General features: G+C 70.1%; 13 protein-coding genes. 12 read left to right on the top strand and 1 reads right to left on the bottom strand.

The genetic code is table 11. From position 1 onward, the window contains the following. Positions 1-39 precede the first annotated feature (39 nt). From Q9S78_RS14045 to Q9S78_RS14015, 7 genes are all read left to right on the top strand, one after another. Positions 40-1,311: a glycosyltransferase gene (locus Q9S78_RS14045; protein ID WP_311870807.1), complete on the top strand. Its 1,272-nt coding sequence runs from the start codon at positions 40-42 to the stop codon at positions 1,309-1,311. A gap of 31 nt (positions 1,312-1,342) precedes the next feature. After that, the gene (gene gmd, locus Q9S78_RS14040; protein ID WP_311870805.1) at positions 1,343-2,371 is read left to right on the top strand and encodes a GDP-mannose 4,6-dehydratase; all 1,029 of its coding nucleotides are present in this window, start codon (positions 1,343-1,345) and stop codon (positions 2,369-2,371) included. Next, positions 2,329-3,351, top strand: a complete 1,023-nt coding sequence (locus Q9S78_RS14035; RefSeq protein ID WP_311870803.1) for a GDP-L-fucose synthase family protein — start codon at positions 2,329-2,331, stop codon at positions 3,349-3,351. The genes gmd and Q9S78_RS14035 overlap by 43 nt, the downstream gene beginning before the upstream one ends. 4 nt (positions 3,352-3,355) lie before the next feature. Continuing rightward, on the top strand, positions 3,356-3,640 hold the full coding sequence (locus Q9S78_RS14030) for a Dabb family protein (RefSeq protein ID WP_311870802.1): 285 nt from the start codon (positions 3,356-3,358) through the stop codon (positions 3,638-3,640). Positions 3,641-3,761: 121 nt separating this feature from the next. Next, positions 3,762-5,270: a tyrosine-protein kinase domain-containing protein gene (locus Q9S78_RS14025; RefSeq protein ID WP_311870801.1), complete on the top strand. Its 1,509-nt coding sequence runs from the start codon at positions 3,762-3,764 to the stop codon at positions 5,268-5,270. A 3-nt stretch (positions 5,271-5,273) separates the two neighbouring features. After that, positions 5,274-6,155: a hypothetical protein gene (locus Q9S78_RS14020; protein ID WP_311870799.1), complete on the top strand. Its 882-nt coding sequence runs from the start codon at positions 5,274-5,276 to the stop codon at positions 6,153-6,155. After that, positions 6,155-7,852 carry a hypothetical protein gene (locus tag Q9S78_RS14015; protein ID WP_311870797.1) on the top strand — a complete coding sequence of 566 codons (1,698 nt, stop codon included), beginning with the start codon at positions 6,155-6,157 and terminating at the stop codon, positions 7,850-7,852. Before Q9S78_RS14020 ends, Q9S78_RS14015 begins: the two co-directional genes overlap by 1 nt. 1 nt (position 7,853) lies before the next feature. On the opposite strand, the gene Q9S78_RS14010 is transcribed toward Q9S78_RS14015, so the two are convergent. Continuing rightward, on the bottom strand, positions 7,854-8,192 hold the full coding sequence (locus Q9S78_RS14010; RefSeq protein WP_256335353.1) for a response regulator transcription factor: 339 nt from the start codon (positions 8,190-8,192) through the stop codon (positions 7,854-7,856). Between the two features lie 119 nt (positions 8,193-8,311). Here Q9S78_RS14010 and Q9S78_RS14005 point away from each other — a divergent pair, with 119 nt between their 5' ends. The 5 genes from Q9S78_RS14005 to Q9S78_RS13985 all read left to right on the top strand — a co-directional run bounded on the left by Q9S78_RS14005 (position 8,312) and on the right by Q9S78_RS13985 (position 16,209). Further along, a complete protein-coding gene (locus tag Q9S78_RS14005; RefSeq protein ID WP_311870795.1) occupies positions 8,312-9,958 on the top strand; it encodes a sensor histidine kinase in 1,647 nt (548 codons plus the stop codon). Positions 9,959-10,040: 82 nt separating this feature from the next. Next, positions 10,041-11,552 (top strand): sugar transferase, encoded by a 1,512-nt coding sequence (locus Q9S78_RS14000; RefSeq protein ID WP_311870793.1) that lies wholly within the window; start codon positions 10,041-10,043, stop codon positions 11,550-11,552. Positions 11,553-11,599: 47 nt separating this feature from the next. After that, complete coding sequence (locus tag Q9S78_RS13995) at positions 11,600-13,231, top strand: sensor histidine kinase (protein WP_311870791.1); 1,632 nt, start codon at positions 11,600-11,602, stop codon at positions 13,229-13,231. Next, entirely contained in the window at positions 13,228-14,358 is a 1,131-nt protein-coding gene (locus Q9S78_RS13990) for a hypothetical protein (protein WP_311870789.1), read from the top strand. Before Q9S78_RS13995 ends, Q9S78_RS13990 begins: the two co-directional genes overlap by 4 nt. 51 nt (positions 14,359-14,409) lie before the next feature. Further along, complete coding sequence (locus Q9S78_RS13985; RefSeq protein WP_311870788.1) at positions 14,410-16,209, top strand: DUF4012 domain-containing protein; 1,800 nt, start codon at positions 14,410-14,412, stop codon at positions 16,207-16,209. The last annotated feature ends 67 nt before the right edge of the window (positions 16,210-16,276 follow it).

Below are 16,276 nucleotides of genomic sequence, written 5' to 3'. Positions count from 1 at the left end.
AAACCAGGCCGAAACCGACGCGCGGCTAGGGTCGAGAACATGTCGCGTCCCGCCCCCGCAGTCACTGTACTGGGAGTGAACTACCCTCCCGAGCCGACCGGCATCTCCCCCTACACCGGAGCCATGGCACGTGGTTTGTCGAGGCGGGGATACCGGACGCACGTGGTCACGACGCATCCTCATTATCCGGAGTGGCGTGTGTCGGCAGGTTACGGGCAGTGGTCACGGAGGGAACATCTCGACGGCGTCGACGCCCTGCGGGTTCGCCACTACGTGCCGTCGAAGCCGAGCGGCATCCATCGGTTGCTCTCTGAGCTCAGCTTCGGACTGCGTCTGCTCTTCGCACCTCTGGGTGGTCGCGACGCCGCCGTGCTCGTCTCGCCCGCCCTCTTCTCTTCGGCCCTCGCCGCGTTCCGGCTGCGGCTCTTCCGCAAGAAGACGCCTGTCGTCGTCTGGGTGCAGGACCTCTATTGGCTTGGCCTGCGCGAGACCGGCCAGGACGGCGGCCTCAGCAGCAAGGTCATCAAGATGACCGAGAAGTGGCTGCTCTCCACCGCCGACCGGGTCGTCGTCATCCACGACCGTTTTGCTGCCCGCGTCGCCGACGACTACGGCATTCCGCCTGAACGCATCGACGTGGTCCGCAACTGGACCCACCTCGCCCCCTCCGCCCCCGTCGACCGCAGCGTCGCGCGCGCCGCGCGCGGCTGGGGCAACGAGGTCGTCGTGCTCCACGCCGGCAACATGGGCATCAAACAAGGCCTCGGCAACGTCATCGACGCCGCCCGGCTCGCCGAGGCGCAGGGAGCCCCCATCCGCTTCGTGCTCATGGGCGGCGGCGGCGAGCGCGACCGCCTCAAGGCCCTTGCCGAAGGCGTGTCGACCGTCCAGTTCCTCGACCCCCTTCCGGATGCCGAGTTCTCGGCCGCCCTCGCCGCGGCCGACATCCTGCTCGTCAACGAGTACCCCGGCGTCAGCGAGATGGCCGTCCCCAGCAAGCTGACGTCCTACTTCTCCAGCGGCCGCCCCGTCATCGCCGCGACCGACAAGAACGGCATCACCGCCGACGAGATCCGCGCGGCGGGAGCCGGCGTCGTCGTCCCAGCGGCCAGCCCGCAGTCCCTTCTCGACGCGAGCCTCGAGCTCGGCCGCGACCACGAGCGCGCCGAGCAGCTCGGTCAGAGCGGCAAGCGTTACCGCGAGACGGTCCTCGACGAAACATTCGCGATCGACTCGTTCGCTACTCTTCTCCAAACGCTCATCGATGGAGACCGTGCGCGGCCTCCGCGTTCGGCCGTATCGACGAGCTGACGGCCTCGTTCAGCCCAGGGGGAACCACATCGTGACCAAGCGCGCTCTCATCACCGGCATCACCGGACAGGACGGCTCGTATCTCGCCGAACTGCTGCTGCGGAAGGGTTACGAGGTGCACGGACTCATCCGTCGCGCGTCGACCTTCAACACGCACCGCATCAACCACCTGTACGTCGACCCGCACGACCCGTCAGCGAAGCTGTTCCTCCACTACGGCGACCTCAGCGACGGTGCCCGCATGGTCACGCTGATGGCTGAGATCAACCCCGACGAGGTGTACAACCTCGCCGCCCAGTCGCACGTGCGCGTCTCGTTCGACGAGCCCGAGCACACCGCCGATACGACCGGCACCGGCACGATCCGCCTGCTCGAAGCCGTCCGCCTCTCGGGAATCAAGACGCGGTTCTACCAGGCATCCACTTCGGAGCTCTTCGGTGCCACTCCCCCGCCGCAGGGCGAGGACACCCCGTTCTACCCGCGGTCGCCCTACGGCGTTGCGAAGCTCTACTCGTACTGGATCGTGAAGAACTACCGCGAGGCGTACGACATGTTCGCTGTCAACGGCATCCTCTTCAACCACGAGTCGCCCCGCCGCGGCGAGACGTTCGTCACCCGCAAGATCACCCGCGCCGTCGCCCGCATCAAAGCCGGCGTGCAGAAGGACCTCTACCTCGGCAACCTCGAATCCATCCGCGACTGGGGCTACGCCGCCGAGTACGTCGAAGGCATGTGGCGGATGCTGCAGGCCGACGAGCCCGAGGACTTCGTCCTCGGCACAGGGGTCGGCTACACGATCAAGGACTTCCTCGAGACGTCATTCGGTCACGTCGGGCTCGACTGGCAGGAGTTCGTCAAGTTCGACGAGCGCTACCTGCGCCCCACCGAGGTCGACGCGCTCATCGGCGACCCGTCGAAGGCCGCCGACAAGCTCGGCTGGGTTCCCACCGTCCACGGGAAGGAACTCGCGACCCTCATGGTTGACGCCGACGTGGAAGCGCTCGAAAAGGGTCCGGAATGGATCGACACCGTGAAGCTCGCCTCGTGGGGCACCGCGTGACCGGCGCGGTCGACGGCGTCACCTACACGCCCGGCGCGCTCGACCGCGATGCGACGTTCTACGTCGCCGGCCACCGGGGCCTCGTCGGCTCCGCGATCGTCCGCAAGCTCGAAGTCGAAGGTTTCACCCACGTCGTCGGCAAGACCTCCGCCGAGCTCGACCTCAAGAACCGCGACGACGTGTTCGCGTACATGGCCGAGATCAAGCCCCGCTACATCGTCCTCGCGGCGGCGAAGGTCGGCGGCATCCTCGCCAACAGCACCTACCCGGTCGACTTCCTCTCCGACAACATGCGGATCCAGACCAACGTGCTCGACGCGGCGCTCGCCCAGGATGTCGAGCGCGTCGCGTTCCTCGGATCGTCCTGCATCTACCCGAAGTTCGCCGAGCAGCCCATCCGGGAGGACTCGCTGCTCACCGGGCACCTCGAGCCCACGAACGACGCGTACGCGATCGCCAAGATCGCCGGCATCCTCCACACCCAGGCCGTGCGCCGCCAGTACGGGCTTCCGTGGATCAGCGCCATGCCGACCAACCTCTACGGGCCGAACGACAACTTCTCACCGAAGGGCTCGCACGTGCTGCCCGCCCTCATCCGCCGCTACGACGATGCCGCCAAGACCGGCGCCGACGCCGTGACCAACTGGGGCACCGGCACGCCCCGCCGCGAGTTCCTGCACTCCGACGACATGGCCGACGCCGTCCTGCACCTGATGGAGCACTACGACGGCCCCGACCAGGTCAACGTCGGCACCGGCAGCGACGTCACCATCCGCGAGATCGCCGAGACCATCGCCGACGTCACGGGCTTCACCGGCGACACCGAATGGGACACCACCAAGCCCGACGGCACCCCGCAGAAGCTCCTCGACGTCTCGAAGCTCGCCGACGCCGGCTGGACCGCGAAGATCAGCCTGCAAGAGGGCCTCGAGCGCACTGTCGCCTGGTACCGCGACCACGTCGACACGATCCGCGAGTAACCCGATGGCGTACCGCCACGTCGTACTCTTCCGCATCTACGACCACGTCGAAGAGCACGACGTCGCCGGTGCGATCGACCGGCTGCGCACGCTCGCCGACCTGCCCGGCATCGTCGACTGGCGGATCGCCCGGTCGGCCGACGAGCGCAAGGGCCGCGTCATCGTCGAAGAAGCCACGTTCGACGACGTCGACGCCTTCACCGCGTTTCGCGCGCACCCGCGCCATCAGGCCGTCGCCGCCGAGATGGCGGCGATCTCGGACTGGTGGATCGGCGACTACGACGCCTGACCACGCGACCGGCGCACCCCGATCGCGGCACGACCGCCGCGTGTCATCTGCCCGACACAGCCCTGTGGCAGACTGAGCCGCATTGTTCGCACGTCCGCCGGGCGTAGGCACGAGAGGCACCATGGAGCTCAGCGACTACATCCGCGTCCTCCGCAAGAACTGGCTCGTCATCGTCGTGCTGACGCTGGTGGGTCTGGGCGCTGCAGCCGCCTACTCGCTCACGCGCACCCCGGTGTACGAGTCGTCGAGCAGCGTCGCCGTCTCGACGCAGACCGGCGGCACGGCATCCGACATCCAGCAGGGCGCCAACTTCGCCCAGACGCGCATCAACACGTACGTCGGGCTCGTGACGACCCCGATCGTGCTCAACCCGGTGATCGCCGAGCTCGACCTGGGCGTCACCGCGCAGAGCCTCGCGCAGCAGGTCACCGCGTCGTCGGCCCTCAACACCACGATCATCACGATCACGGCATCCGACCCCGACCCGGTGGTCGCGGCGAACCTCGCCAATCAGGTCGCGGCGAGCCTGTCGACCGTCGTCCCCGAGATCGAGCCGCAGATCGAAGAAGGCGGCAGCCCGATCCGGCTCACCCGCGTCAGCGACGCGCAGCCCGCCCTCTCGCCGGCCAGCCCCAACGTGCCGCTCAACCTCGCGCTGGGTCTGCTCGTCGGCCTGGCCCTGGGCATCGGCATCGCGGTCCTGCGCACCGTGCTCGACAACAAGGTCCGTACCCCGCGGGATGCCGAGGCCATCACGTCCGCTCCCTCGCTCGGCGCGATCGCGTTCGACTCGAAGGCCAAGGAACGTCCGCTGATCGTGCACGCCGATCCGCTCAGCCCGCGCGCCGAGTCGTTCCGCGCCCTCCGCACGAACCTGCAGTTCCTCGACATGGGCGGCCGCGCGAGCTTCGTCATCACGAGCTCGGTGCCGAGCGAGGGCAAGTCGACGACGACCATCAACCTCGCGATCGCCCTCGCCGACGCCGGCAAGAAGGTCGCGCTGCTCGACACCGACCTGCGCAAGCCCAAGGTCGCCGAGTACCTCGGCATCGAGGGCGGCGTCGGCCTGACCGACGTCCTCATCGGCCGCACCCGCGTCGGCGACGTCATGCTGCCGTGGGGCGGGCGCAGCCTGTTCGTCCTGCCCGCCGGCAAGATCCCGCCCAACCCGAGCGAGCTGCTCGGATCGAAGCAGATGGCGACCCTCCTCGACGTGCTCGAGCGCGACTTCGACGTCGTCCTCTGCGACGCCCCGCCCCTGCTGCCCGTCACCGACGCGGCGATCCTCGCGCGCGGCACGAGCGGCGCCATTCTCGTCGCCTCGGCCGGCAAAGTCACCCGCCACCAGCTCGAAGGCGCCGTCGAGGCCCTGCACACGGTGGGCGCGAAGGTCGCCGGCTTCGTCATGTCGATGGTGCCCACCCGCGGACCCGACTCGTACTACAGCGGGTACGGCTATGGGTACGGGTACGGTGCCTACGGCTACACGCAGGAACAGCCGAAGGCCGCCCGCGGCCGCAAGCGCAAGACGCCCGTCGCCGTCGTCCCCGACACGGCGCCCGCCTTCGGCGAGATCGGCACCGACTCGCGTCGCGGCGCGCGGGATGCCGGCGACGCCGCCGCCCGCTGAGTCATGGCACGCCGCCCGCCCGTCCGACGCGGGCTGCCCTCGGTCGTCGTCGCGCTGCTCGTCGTCGCGCTGACGGTCGCCGTCGGCGCCCTCGTCGTGCTGGCCCTGCAGCGCGGCCAGGGCGACGGCGTCGACCCGGCGTCCCGTCCGGCACCCACTGTCGGTCTCACTCCCCCGGCGTCCTCGCCGTCGCCCTCGGAGAGCCCCGCCGCGATCGCACCGCCCGACGCCGACGAACGGTTCCTCGCCGTCGACGCCGACATGAAGTGGCGTGCCACCGCGGGCCGGTGCGACGGCCCGGCACCCGTCGTCGAACGATCGGATGACGACGGTGACACGTGGGTCGACGTCACCCCGACCTACCGCGACATCACGCAGATCCGCGCCCTGACGCCGTTCGCCGAAACCCAGGCCGACCTCGTCGCCGACCTCGGCGACGACTGCGAGACCCAGGCTCTGCGCACGTTCACCGAAGGCACGTTCTGGTCGCCGTACGACGACCTGCTGCCGGCATCCGCCTACATCACCGGCGACAGCCTGATCATCGACGGCACCACCGTCGACGCCCCGTGCGCGCAGCCGTGGGGCCTTCGCACCTCAAGTGGCACCGCGGCGTTCATCTGCGACGGCACGGCCTACGACGTGGCCGATGGCGAGACCACCGAGATCGGCACCGGCGTGGTCGCCGTCGATGTGCTCGACGGCGACATCGTCGGCGCCACCACGAGCCCCGACTGCGACGGCATCCAGGTCGCGACGCTCGCCCCCGAGAGTGCACCCATCGACTGCCTCACCACCGACGCCACCGGACCTGTCGCCCTGGCCCTCACGAGCGATACCGTGCGGGTGTGGGTGGGAGATCAGCTCCTCAGCACGACACGCTGATGGGAAGAGTACGACGCGTCTGGCGGACGCTGGGCGCGACGTTCGTCAGCGGTGAGTACTTCAGCCGCTGGTCGCTGATCCTCGCCCTCGCCGTCGGAGTCCTCCTGAGCGTGCCCAGCGTCGGCGACCCCTCGTTCCTCGGCTATCTCCGCGGCGTCGCCGTGGCGGCGCTCGGCTCGCCTCCGCTCATCGCGATCGGCTTCGCGGCGACCTGGGCCGAGCGGCGCCTCGAGCGGCCGGCGGCGAGGGCGTGGACGATCATCGGAGCGATCGTCCTGATCTCCGGCATCCGTCCCTTCCTCAACGACGGCATCAGCACCCTCGTCTTCGGCACCTCCACCGGCGGCAATTGGCCGAACCGCATCACCACCAACCTCGTCACGTGCGTCGCCCTGTTCACGGCGTGCGCGGTGGCCATCACCTACCAGCGTCGGCTGCGGGCGACGACGACCCGCCTACAGCTCGCCGGCGCCCAGATGCGCGCCGCCATCGCCGAGGTGAATCGGCTGCGTACCGACGGCGACGCCGAGCGCGACCGTCTCGTCGCCGAGCTGCGCGCATCGCGCGACGATCTGCTGGGCCGTCCGGTGACCTACGACGCGGTCCGGGAGTACTCCGACCGGGTGCGGGCCGCGTCGCACGCGCTCGACGCCGTGCGCACCGCCCCCACACCCCGCTCGCCCGCTGACGTCAGCGTCGGCGAGGCCCAGCGCGTCCCGCTCGTCGGACGACTCGGCAGGACCCCCCTGCTGACAGTGGGCCTCACGTACGTCGGCGCGACGCTCCCGTTCGGCCTCGCCCACGGCGGACCGTCGGTCGCCCTCACCGCGATCCTCGTGTGCGCGGCGCTCGACCTCGTCGCCTCGGCGATCATCCGATCCACCCGCCGGCTGCGTCCACGCCTGCGCGGCGCCGTCTTCGTCGCCACCTGGCTGGCCGTGGGCGTCGGCGTGATGGCGCTCTCGTTCGCCCTCATCCCGAGCGTCGGTTCACTCGGGCTCGTGCCTCTCGTCGCGGTCCCCCTCGTCGCCGTCATCATCAGCGTGTCCGTCGACGCGTACCGCCGCGCCCGCGCCGAGGAGGAGCGCGCCACGACCGTCCTGCTCGACTCGGCGCGCACCCTCGCCGCTGAGGTGGATGCCGCGCAGCTCCCCCTGCGCCGCGCCACCGACCTGCTGCACGGCCGCTTGCAGGGGCGGTGCGTGATCCTCGCCGCGCACGTCGACGAGAACCCCGCCGACGAGCAAATGCTCGCCACCTTCCGGGCGCAGACCGACGAGATCTTCGACCAGGTGAGCACCGCGGATGCCCCGGCCGCAGTCGACGCCGAGGACATCCACGACCTGGTACGCGCGTGGTCGGTCGTCATGGACGTCTCGCTCGCGATCCACGACGACGCCCGCGCGAGCCTCGACGACGCGATCGTCGGCGAGGCGATCACCAGCCTCGTCAACGAGGGACTCGTGAACGCGGTCAAGCACTCCGGCGCCCGGTGGGCCGAGGTCGCGATCGAGCGCGTCGACGATCAGCTCAGCGTGCGCGTCGGCAGCCCCGGCATCCTTCGCCTCACCAGCGCGCCCGGCGGAGAGCACGTGACGGGCATCGGCACGCGAGGGGCGCGGACCACCCTGCGGCAGAGAGGCGACCGGGTCGTCCTCGAAGGCGAGTTCGCCGTCCCGGTCGAGCAGGCCGGATGAGTCAGCCGGCCTGGAGCAGCGTGGCCACGCGCTCGCGCAGCTGACGCGGCGTGAACGGCTTCACGACATAGTCGTCGACACCGGCCGCCTGCGCCTGGGCGACATCCTGCGGAGAGGAACGCGCCGTCAGCATCATGATGCGCGTCGACGAGAACTCCGGGTCAGACCGCAACGTCGAGCACACTTCGATGCCCGTCTTGATGGGCATCATCCAGTCGAGGATCACCATGTCGGGATGCTTCTCGTAGGCCAACGCGAGGCCGGCGCCGCCGTCGTGGGCCACCTCGACGTCGTGTCCGACGGAAGCGAGGACGTGGGTCAGGAGCGAGGCGACGTCCACGTCGTCTTCCACCACAAGGACTCGTGACACCGAGCACCCACCTTGTTTTCGCTAGTCGATCGAGACACCGACTGTTCCGTGAGACTATACGCGACACACACGCGCTGTACGGTGTACGCGTGACGACTCCGACCGCAGCGGGGAAGGCGCCTTCCCCGGCGTCGTCCCGGTCGCGGCGCTGGTGGTTCTGGATCGCCACCCCCGTCGTCATCATCGCGCTGGGCATGGTCGGCCTGACCCTGCAGGCGCCGGGCCTCCCGATCGCCTGGTGGTGGCCCGCCGCGGGCGCCTCCGCGTGGTTCGCGCTCCGAGCCAAGCCCGGCGAGCGGCGGTGGGCCCTGCTCGCCACCTTCGTCGCCACCTCGGCGAGCAACGCCCTGGTCGGCAGGCCTTGGTCGGTGGCGTTGCTGTACGGGTTCTGCAACACGATCGAGATCGCCGTCCTCCTCTCGGTGCTCGGACGCCACGACGACGGCTTCCGCCTCACGACCCTCACGCGTGCGGTGCGGTTCGTCGCGGCATCCCTCGTCGGAGCGGCGGTGCTGGGGCTGACGATCGCGACGGCCGGCGTCCTGCTGGTCGGCTCGTCGTTCCTCCCCGTCGCCATCGTCGGCTTCGCCTCGCACAGCTCCGCAACGATGCTGATCGGCGCACTGGCGGTCGTCCCGCCCAGGGAAACCCGCACCCCGCAGGTCGGTGAGCTCGCCGTGCACGCCGCCGTGACCGTGCCCACGCTGCTCCTGACCTTCGGGCCCGGCGGAGCGACCAACCTGAGCTTCCTCGTGTTCGCCGTCCTCGCCGCGGGGTGCCTGCGCTTCCCCCTGCGCACCGCGATCCTGCAATCGCTCATCATCTCCATCGCCGCGCTGCTGCTCGCCCTCACCGCCGGCGGCTCGTTCGGCTTCGACCTCGCCGCGTCCCGAATCGCCCCGGTCGACCTCGTCATCTTCATGAGCACGGTGGGCGTGTTCACGCTGCTCGTCTCCGTCGCGCGCTACGAGAGCCGCGCGAACGCGGCCCTCGCCCTGCAGGCTGCCGAAGACGTGGCCCAAGCCGAGCGCGCCCGCGTCGCCGCCCTCGCCGCACAGCTCGAACTGCAGCGCCAGCGCGAGGACTTCGCGACCACCACCAGCCACGAGCTGCGGACGCCGCTCACGAACATCGTCGGCTACACCGACCTGCTGCTCGACACCGACATCGACGACCGGCAGCGCGGGTGGATCGCAAAGGTCCGCCGCGGTGCAGACCGCCTGACGACGCTCGTCGACGGCCTCATCGAGTCGCGGGAGGCGAGCACCTCCGACGCGGTCGCCGTCGACCCCCTCATGGAGCGGGTGAGGGCCGCCTTCGCGACGGATGCCGCCGCCCGCCACGCGTCCATCGTCACGGTGGCCAGCGGCCTCGTCGCCCGCGCGGCCCCGATCGACGTCGAACGCGCGCTGACCTACCTCGTCTCGAACGCCGTCACCTTCGCCGAGAACGGCACCATCGCCGTCACCGCCTCACGCATCGACGGCGACGTGTGGATCACCGTCACCGACGACGGCCCCGGGATGTCGCCCACGACTCTGCAGCACGCCTTCGACCGGTTCTACCGCGGCCCCGAGGCCGAGGGTCGCGGGGCGGGCGGACTGGGCCTCGGTCTCGGCAGCGCCCGCGACCTCGCCCGCCGCAACGGCGGTGACGTCACCCTCTCGTCCGACGTGGGCCACGGCGTCTCGGCGGCGCTCCGCCTGCCGGCGCTGACGGACGGTGGCGTTGCATGACGGGTTGGACACACGGACGTCACACGCTGCTGGTAGCTTCCACGCACGGGGAGTTTCACGTCTCGCGGGGAGTGGCGAAACGATGGCGATCACGGTGACATCGAAATCTACGGGCAGTGACGAGAAGGCGACGGGCGCGCGTCACGACGAACCCGTCAAACGGTGGCGCCGCACCTACGCGCGGCGGCTGTGGATCAGCGACCTGCTCGTCCTCATCTGGGTCGTCTACGGCACGCAGCTCGCCTGGTTCGGCCTCGGCGCGGCCGACCTCGCGATCCAAGCGGGACGCGTGGCCGGCGAGGTCTCGTACTGGGGCTTCTCGACCGCCCTCATCCTCCTGTGGATGCTCACCCTCAGCCTCGCCGACACCCGCGACCACCGGGTCATCGGTGCCGGCTCGGCCGAGTACGCCCGCATCGCCCGTTCCAGCGTCACGCTCTTCGGCGTCATCGCGATCGTCGCGTTCCTCACCCAGACCGAGGTCGCCCGGGGCTTCCTGCTGATCAGCCTGCCCCTCGGCATCCTCATCCTGCTGTTCGAACGCTGGCTCTGGCGCCAGTGGCTCATCGCCCAGCGGCGCAGCGGCGCGTTCTCGGCTCGCGTGCTCCTCGTCGGGTCGCGGCGCTCGGTCATCGACATCGCCAACGAGCTGCTGCGGACGCCGAGCGCCGGCTACTACGTCGTCGGCGCCTGCGTGCCCGGCGGCGCCGTCGCCGACACGATCGAGGGCACCGACATCCCGATCATCGGATCGATCTCGGCGCTCGGCGACGCGATGGCGGCGACCTCTGCCGACACCGTCGTCATCACGAGCACCGACGAGCTGCCCGCCGACAAGGTGAAGGAGATCTCCTGGGGCCTCGAAGCGGGGCGCCAGCACCTCGTCATCGCGCCCGGCATCGCCGACATCGCCGGCCCCCGCATCAGCAGCAGGCCCGTCGCCGGCCTGCCCCTGCTCCACGTCGAGACGCCGCGCTTCAGCGGCGGCCAGCGCGTCCTGAAGCGCGTCATGGACGTGGGCGCCGCCTCGATCGGCGTCGCCGTCATCAGCCCGCTCCTCGCCTTCCTCGCCATCTCGATCCGGCTCTCGAGCCCGGGCCCCGTGCTGTTCCGACAGACGCGCGTCGGCCACGGCGGCCGCGAGTTCACGATGCTGAAGTTCCGCTCGATGGTGACCGACGCCGAAGACCGGCTCGCCGCACTGATGGAGCAGGACCGGGATGCCGGCAATGCGGTCCTCTTCAAGATGAAGCACGATCCGCGGGTCACCCCCATCGGGCGCATCATGCGGCGGCTCAGCCTCGATGAGCTTCCCCAGCTGTTCAACGTGATCGGCGGGTCGATGTCGCTCGTCGGGCCGCGCCCGCCCCTCCCCCGAGAGGTGGAGCTCTACGCCGACCACGTCCACCGCCGCTTCCTCGTGAAGCCCGGCATCACGGGCCTGTGGCAGGTCAGCGGCAGGTCGTCGCTGTCGTGGGAGGAATCGGTGCGCCTCGACCTGTCGTACGTCGAGAACTGGACCCTCGTCGGCGATTTCGTCATCCTCGTCAAGACGGCGCGTGCCGCGCTCGCTCCGGGAGACACCGCTTTCTGACGCCCGTGCGCGATCCGTGCCACACTGGCGGCGGAGCCCTTATGCCGATGATCGAAAGCCGCTGGGCCGACAGTCAACTGATCGGCACCCGTGTGCGTTCGGTGTGGCAGTGGCAGCTGATCTTCACCTTCAGCGTCGTGGCCATCACCGTCGCCGTGGGCGTCCTCGACGTCAGCCTCCTCGCGACCCCGGGGTACCTCTTCGGCATCCTCGTCGTCGTGATCGCCTCGATCACGACCCTCGTCACGCCGTGGGCGCGCACCTCGAAGCACTCCGCCTTCGTGCTGCCGCTCGTCGACATCGTCGCCATCGGGTTCCTGAGCCTCAGCCAGCCGAGCCTCGGCTACCTGTGGGTGTTCCCGATCGCGTGGATCGCGACGTACTACGGCACCATCGAGATCGTCGCCTCGCTGAGCGCCGTCGCGCTCATGAACCTCGCCGACCCGTCCCACTGGGACTTCTCGGCCGCTGTGCTCGTCGACCTGCTGATCATCCTGCTGGCGTTGGCGTTCCTCGCGATCACCATCTCGGTCGGCTCCCAGCGCACCCGCGCGTTCCGCGACCTCGCGCGCAATCAGGCCCGCCGTCTGTCCACCACGGTCCACCGCGTCCAGTCCGCCGAACAGCGCGTGAACGCGGTCTTCGACTCCATCTCCGTCGCCCTCGCACGGGTCGCCCCCGGGGGCGAGATCGTCTCGGCGAACGCCGCCTACCGGTCGCTCTACTCCCTCGACACGCAGGATCTCCGCTTCCCCGTCGGCGGCGCCGTCGAGTACACCGGCTACCGCGGTCGCGCCCTGGCCCCCTCCGAGACCGCGATCGCCCGCGCCGGTCGCGGCGAGACCGTCTCGGGTGAGCGGCTGTGGCTCTTCGACCGCACCGGCACCTGGCGCGCCCTCGGGCTCTCGATCCGCCCCGCCGGCGCGAACTCCCTGGGAGAGGAGACCTTCGTCGTCGAGCTGGAAGACCTCACAGCGGTCGCCGACGCCCAGCGCGAGCGCCCCCACGTCACCCGGGTCGTCGCGCACGAGCTGCGCAACCCGCTGACCGCGATCCTCGGGCACGCCGACCTCCTCCTCGAAGGCGACCCGCTGACCCCCGCGCAGCGCGACCACGTCGACGTCATCGAGTCCGCGAGCGAGCGCATGCTCACCCTCATCCAGGGCCTGCTGACGCAGTCGACGGATGCCGACGACCCCCGCGCGCGCTTCGACGTCGCCCAGCTGGTCACCGCATCGATCGAGGCGTTCGAGCCGGCGGCATCCGCCTCCGCCCTGACGATCGATGCCGTCGTGGCGGGCCCGATCGAGGTCGACGGCGACGAGTTCCGCCTGCGGCAGGTCATCGACAACATCATCAGCAATGCGATCAAGTACAGCGACCGGGGAACGCTCCGCGTCGTGGCCGCCGTCGATGAGGACGGCTGGGGCGCCGTGACCGTCGCCGACGAGGGCATCGGCATGTCGCCCGACGACGTCGAGCGGGTGTTCACCCCGTACTTCCGCGCGCAGACCGTGCAGGAAGGCGGCGTGCCGGGCACCGGGCTCGGCATGGGCATCGCACGCGAGATCGTCGAAAGCCACGGGGGTAGCATCACGGTGGAGAGCGCTCTCGGACACGGGACGACCGTCACGGTCCGTCTGCCCGCCGCAGGCCGCGAAGAGGGGGACGAGCGATGACGCACATCGATGTGACGATCGTCCTCGTCGCGATCGCCACCACCTGCACGATCATGATGATCGGCCTCGGCTTCTTGCCGTTCCCCGGGCGCGCGGCATCCATCTGGTCGGCGGGCTTCGCACTGGCGATGCTCAGCTGCTACCTGCTCGTCGCGGCCGATCAGATCGGTTCCGAGCCGTTGCGGGGAGCGGCGCACGGGCCGATCCTGTGCGCCGCCGCCTACACGTGGGTCGGCCTGCGTGCGCGACGCGGGCGCGAGCCGATCATGCTGATCCCGACGATCGTCGTGTTCAGCGCCTTCACCATCGCCTTGGGACTCGCCGCGGAGACCCCCGTCTACGGTCCCCTCTTCCGCCTCGCCTTCTTCATGGCGGCCGTGACCGGAGGGTTGACCGCGTGGGAGCTGCTGAGGCTTCGCAAGGCCGAGAGGGAGATGGCACTGCCTCTGCTCGTCGTCTCGTTCGGCTTCGTGGGCCTGGCCGTCGTCGTCGCGGTCGACGGCGTGATGCGGCTCGCTCGGGGCGCGATCGGCCAGACCGAGTCCGACATGAGGGACCTCTACGACCTCAACGAACTCGTCGCCCTGCTCTACTTCGTCTGCGCGCTCGTCACGCTGCTCTACCTCGTGCGCCGCGGCGCACCGAAGCCCGAGCACCAGCAGACGGTCGACTTCTTCAGCATCGCGCGCGACCGCCTCTCACGCGCGAAGAAGGCCGACGATCGTTGGTGGTCGCTGATCGATGTGCGCCTCGACGACCCGACCGAGCTCCTCGAGGCCTCGAGCGGCCGGGCCTTCCAGCGCATCTCCGCGCGCTTCGTGAGCGACATCCGCGACGTCATGCCGCCCGAGGCCGACGTCCATGTCGTGTCGCCGACGCAGGTCCTCGTCCTCCTGCCGCGCCCCGACACGGCCGTGCGGGGCTACTTGTCCCGACTGCTCGAGCAGATCGGCACGCTCACCGACCAGTCGTCCGTCCCCATCCGCCTTTCTGCGAGCATCGGGGTCGCAGCGGCACCGCTCGCCGACTACGACCTCGACAAGCTCTGCGCCGCGGCGGCCGACGCCGCCGCGCACGCGCAGGTCTCGGGCGGCGACAGGTGGGAGCGCGCGGTGTTCGCGCCCTGATCTCCGATCCCCCACACCTGTCCGTCGCGGCGTCACCGTAGGATCATGCCGATGCCCGAGACTTTCCTCCCTCCCGCCGCCCGCACCGCCGGCCGCGTCGTCGTCTGGGTCCTCGGGCTCGCGCTCCTGCTGCTCGTCTTCGCGATCGGCTGGCTCGGGGTGCGCGGCTACCTCGCCTACTGGCACCTCTCGGCCGCGCAGCAGAAGGCGCCCGCGATCGCCAAGGACATCGACAACCTGAGCGCCGCGCGTGCCGCCCTCGACGACCTCGCCGAGGACACGTCGAACGCCCGGTCGCTGACGTCCGACCCCATCTGGCAGGGAGCCGAGGGAGTGCCGTGGATCGGGCCGCAGCTGGCCGCCGTCGCCGATGTCGCTGAGGCGGTGGACGACGTTGTGGACGGCACGGCCCGTCCGATCGCCTCGGTGGCCGGCGGCTTCGGTGTGAAAGCGTTCGTCCCCGTCGACGGACGAATCGACACGTCCGTCTTCTCGGCGCTCGCCGACCCCGCAGCGAAGGCGGCGAAGGTGGCGGCATCCGCTCGCGACGACGTCGCGTCGATCGACCGCACTCCCCTCGTCACCCCCATCGCGGATGCCGTCGACAAGCTCGGCGGACTGCTGTCGGAGGTCGCCTCGGGGACCGACGCCCTCGCGCGCGCCAGCGCCCTGCTGCCGTCGATGCTCGGCGCGGATGGCCCCCGCACCCACCTGCTGCTCGTGCAGAACAACTCCGAATGGCGGACGCTCGGCGGGATCGTCGGGTCGATGACCCCCATTGTCGCGAAGGACGGAGCGCTCGCCCTCGGCGAGCAGATCCAGGCCCGCGGCATCCCGTCCTACCCGGACTCCGTGCTCGATCTCGGCGACTACCGCACGATCTACAACGCCAAGCCCGGCCGCTTCCTGCAGAACATCACGCAGGTACCCGACTTCCGCCTGACGTCCCAGCTCGCGACGGAGTTCGCGAAACGCAACGGGGTGACGGCCGACGGCGTCATGTCCATCGACCCCGTGGCGCTGTCGTATCTGCTGAAGGCCACGGGACCGGTGACCCTCCCGACGGGCGACGTGCTCACGAGTGAGAACGCGGCGGGTTTCCTCCTCAACGAGGTGTACATCCGCTACCCGGATGCCGACCAGCAGGACCTGGTGTTCTCGGCCGCCGCGGGCGCCGTCTTCACCGCCCTCACGAAGGGCGATGTGAACCCCGGCGCCCTCATCACCGCGCTGGGCCGTGCGGGCTCCGAGCACCGCCTCTACCTGTGGAGCGCGAAGAAGGCGGACGAGACGGTCCTCGCCGGCACGACGCTGGCGGGCGAGCCGGTGCAGAGCACCGCCGACACGGCGCGCATGGGCGTCTACTTCAACGACGGCACGGGCTCGAAGATGGACTACTACGTGACACCCGACGTGCAGCTGAGCTGGTCGGGCTGCGGCACCGGCTCGACCCCGCGGACGCTCTCGCTGCAGGTCACGCTGACCAACACCGTTCCCGCCGACGCGGCGACATCACTGCCCGAGTACATCACCGGTGCAGGTTCATACGGAGTCCCCGAAGGCATCGCCCGCGTCGTCGGCGAGGTCTACCTGCCCGCGGGCTTCGCGATCGGACCCTCCACCACCTCGACGGGCGCCGGCTTCGGCGGTGCCATGATCGACGGCCGCCAGGTGCTCTCGTACACGTTCGACCTCAAGCCGGGCGAGACCGAGTCCGTGAGCATCGACGTCGTCGCCGACACCGACATCCGAGAGGCTGAGGCGTGGGTCACCCCGACGGCCGACGCGTCGCGGTCGCCGATCGTCGACGCGTCGTGCGACCCGACCGGGTCTGACCTCAGCCTCCGCTGAGCCGGGAGTTGCGCAAACGTCATCGGGCAGAAACCCCAGGTCGGAACGCCTCAGTTACACTCGGGTG

This window comes from Microbacterium aquilitoris, from assembly GCF_031932285.1.
Classification (GTDB): domain Bacteria; phylum Actinomycetota; class Actinomycetes; order Actinomycetales; family Microbacteriaceae; genus Microbacterium; species Microbacterium aquilitoris.
The sequence above is the reverse complement of the archived record's forward strand: the minus strand, read 5'-3'. Positions and strand labels throughout refer to the sequence as shown.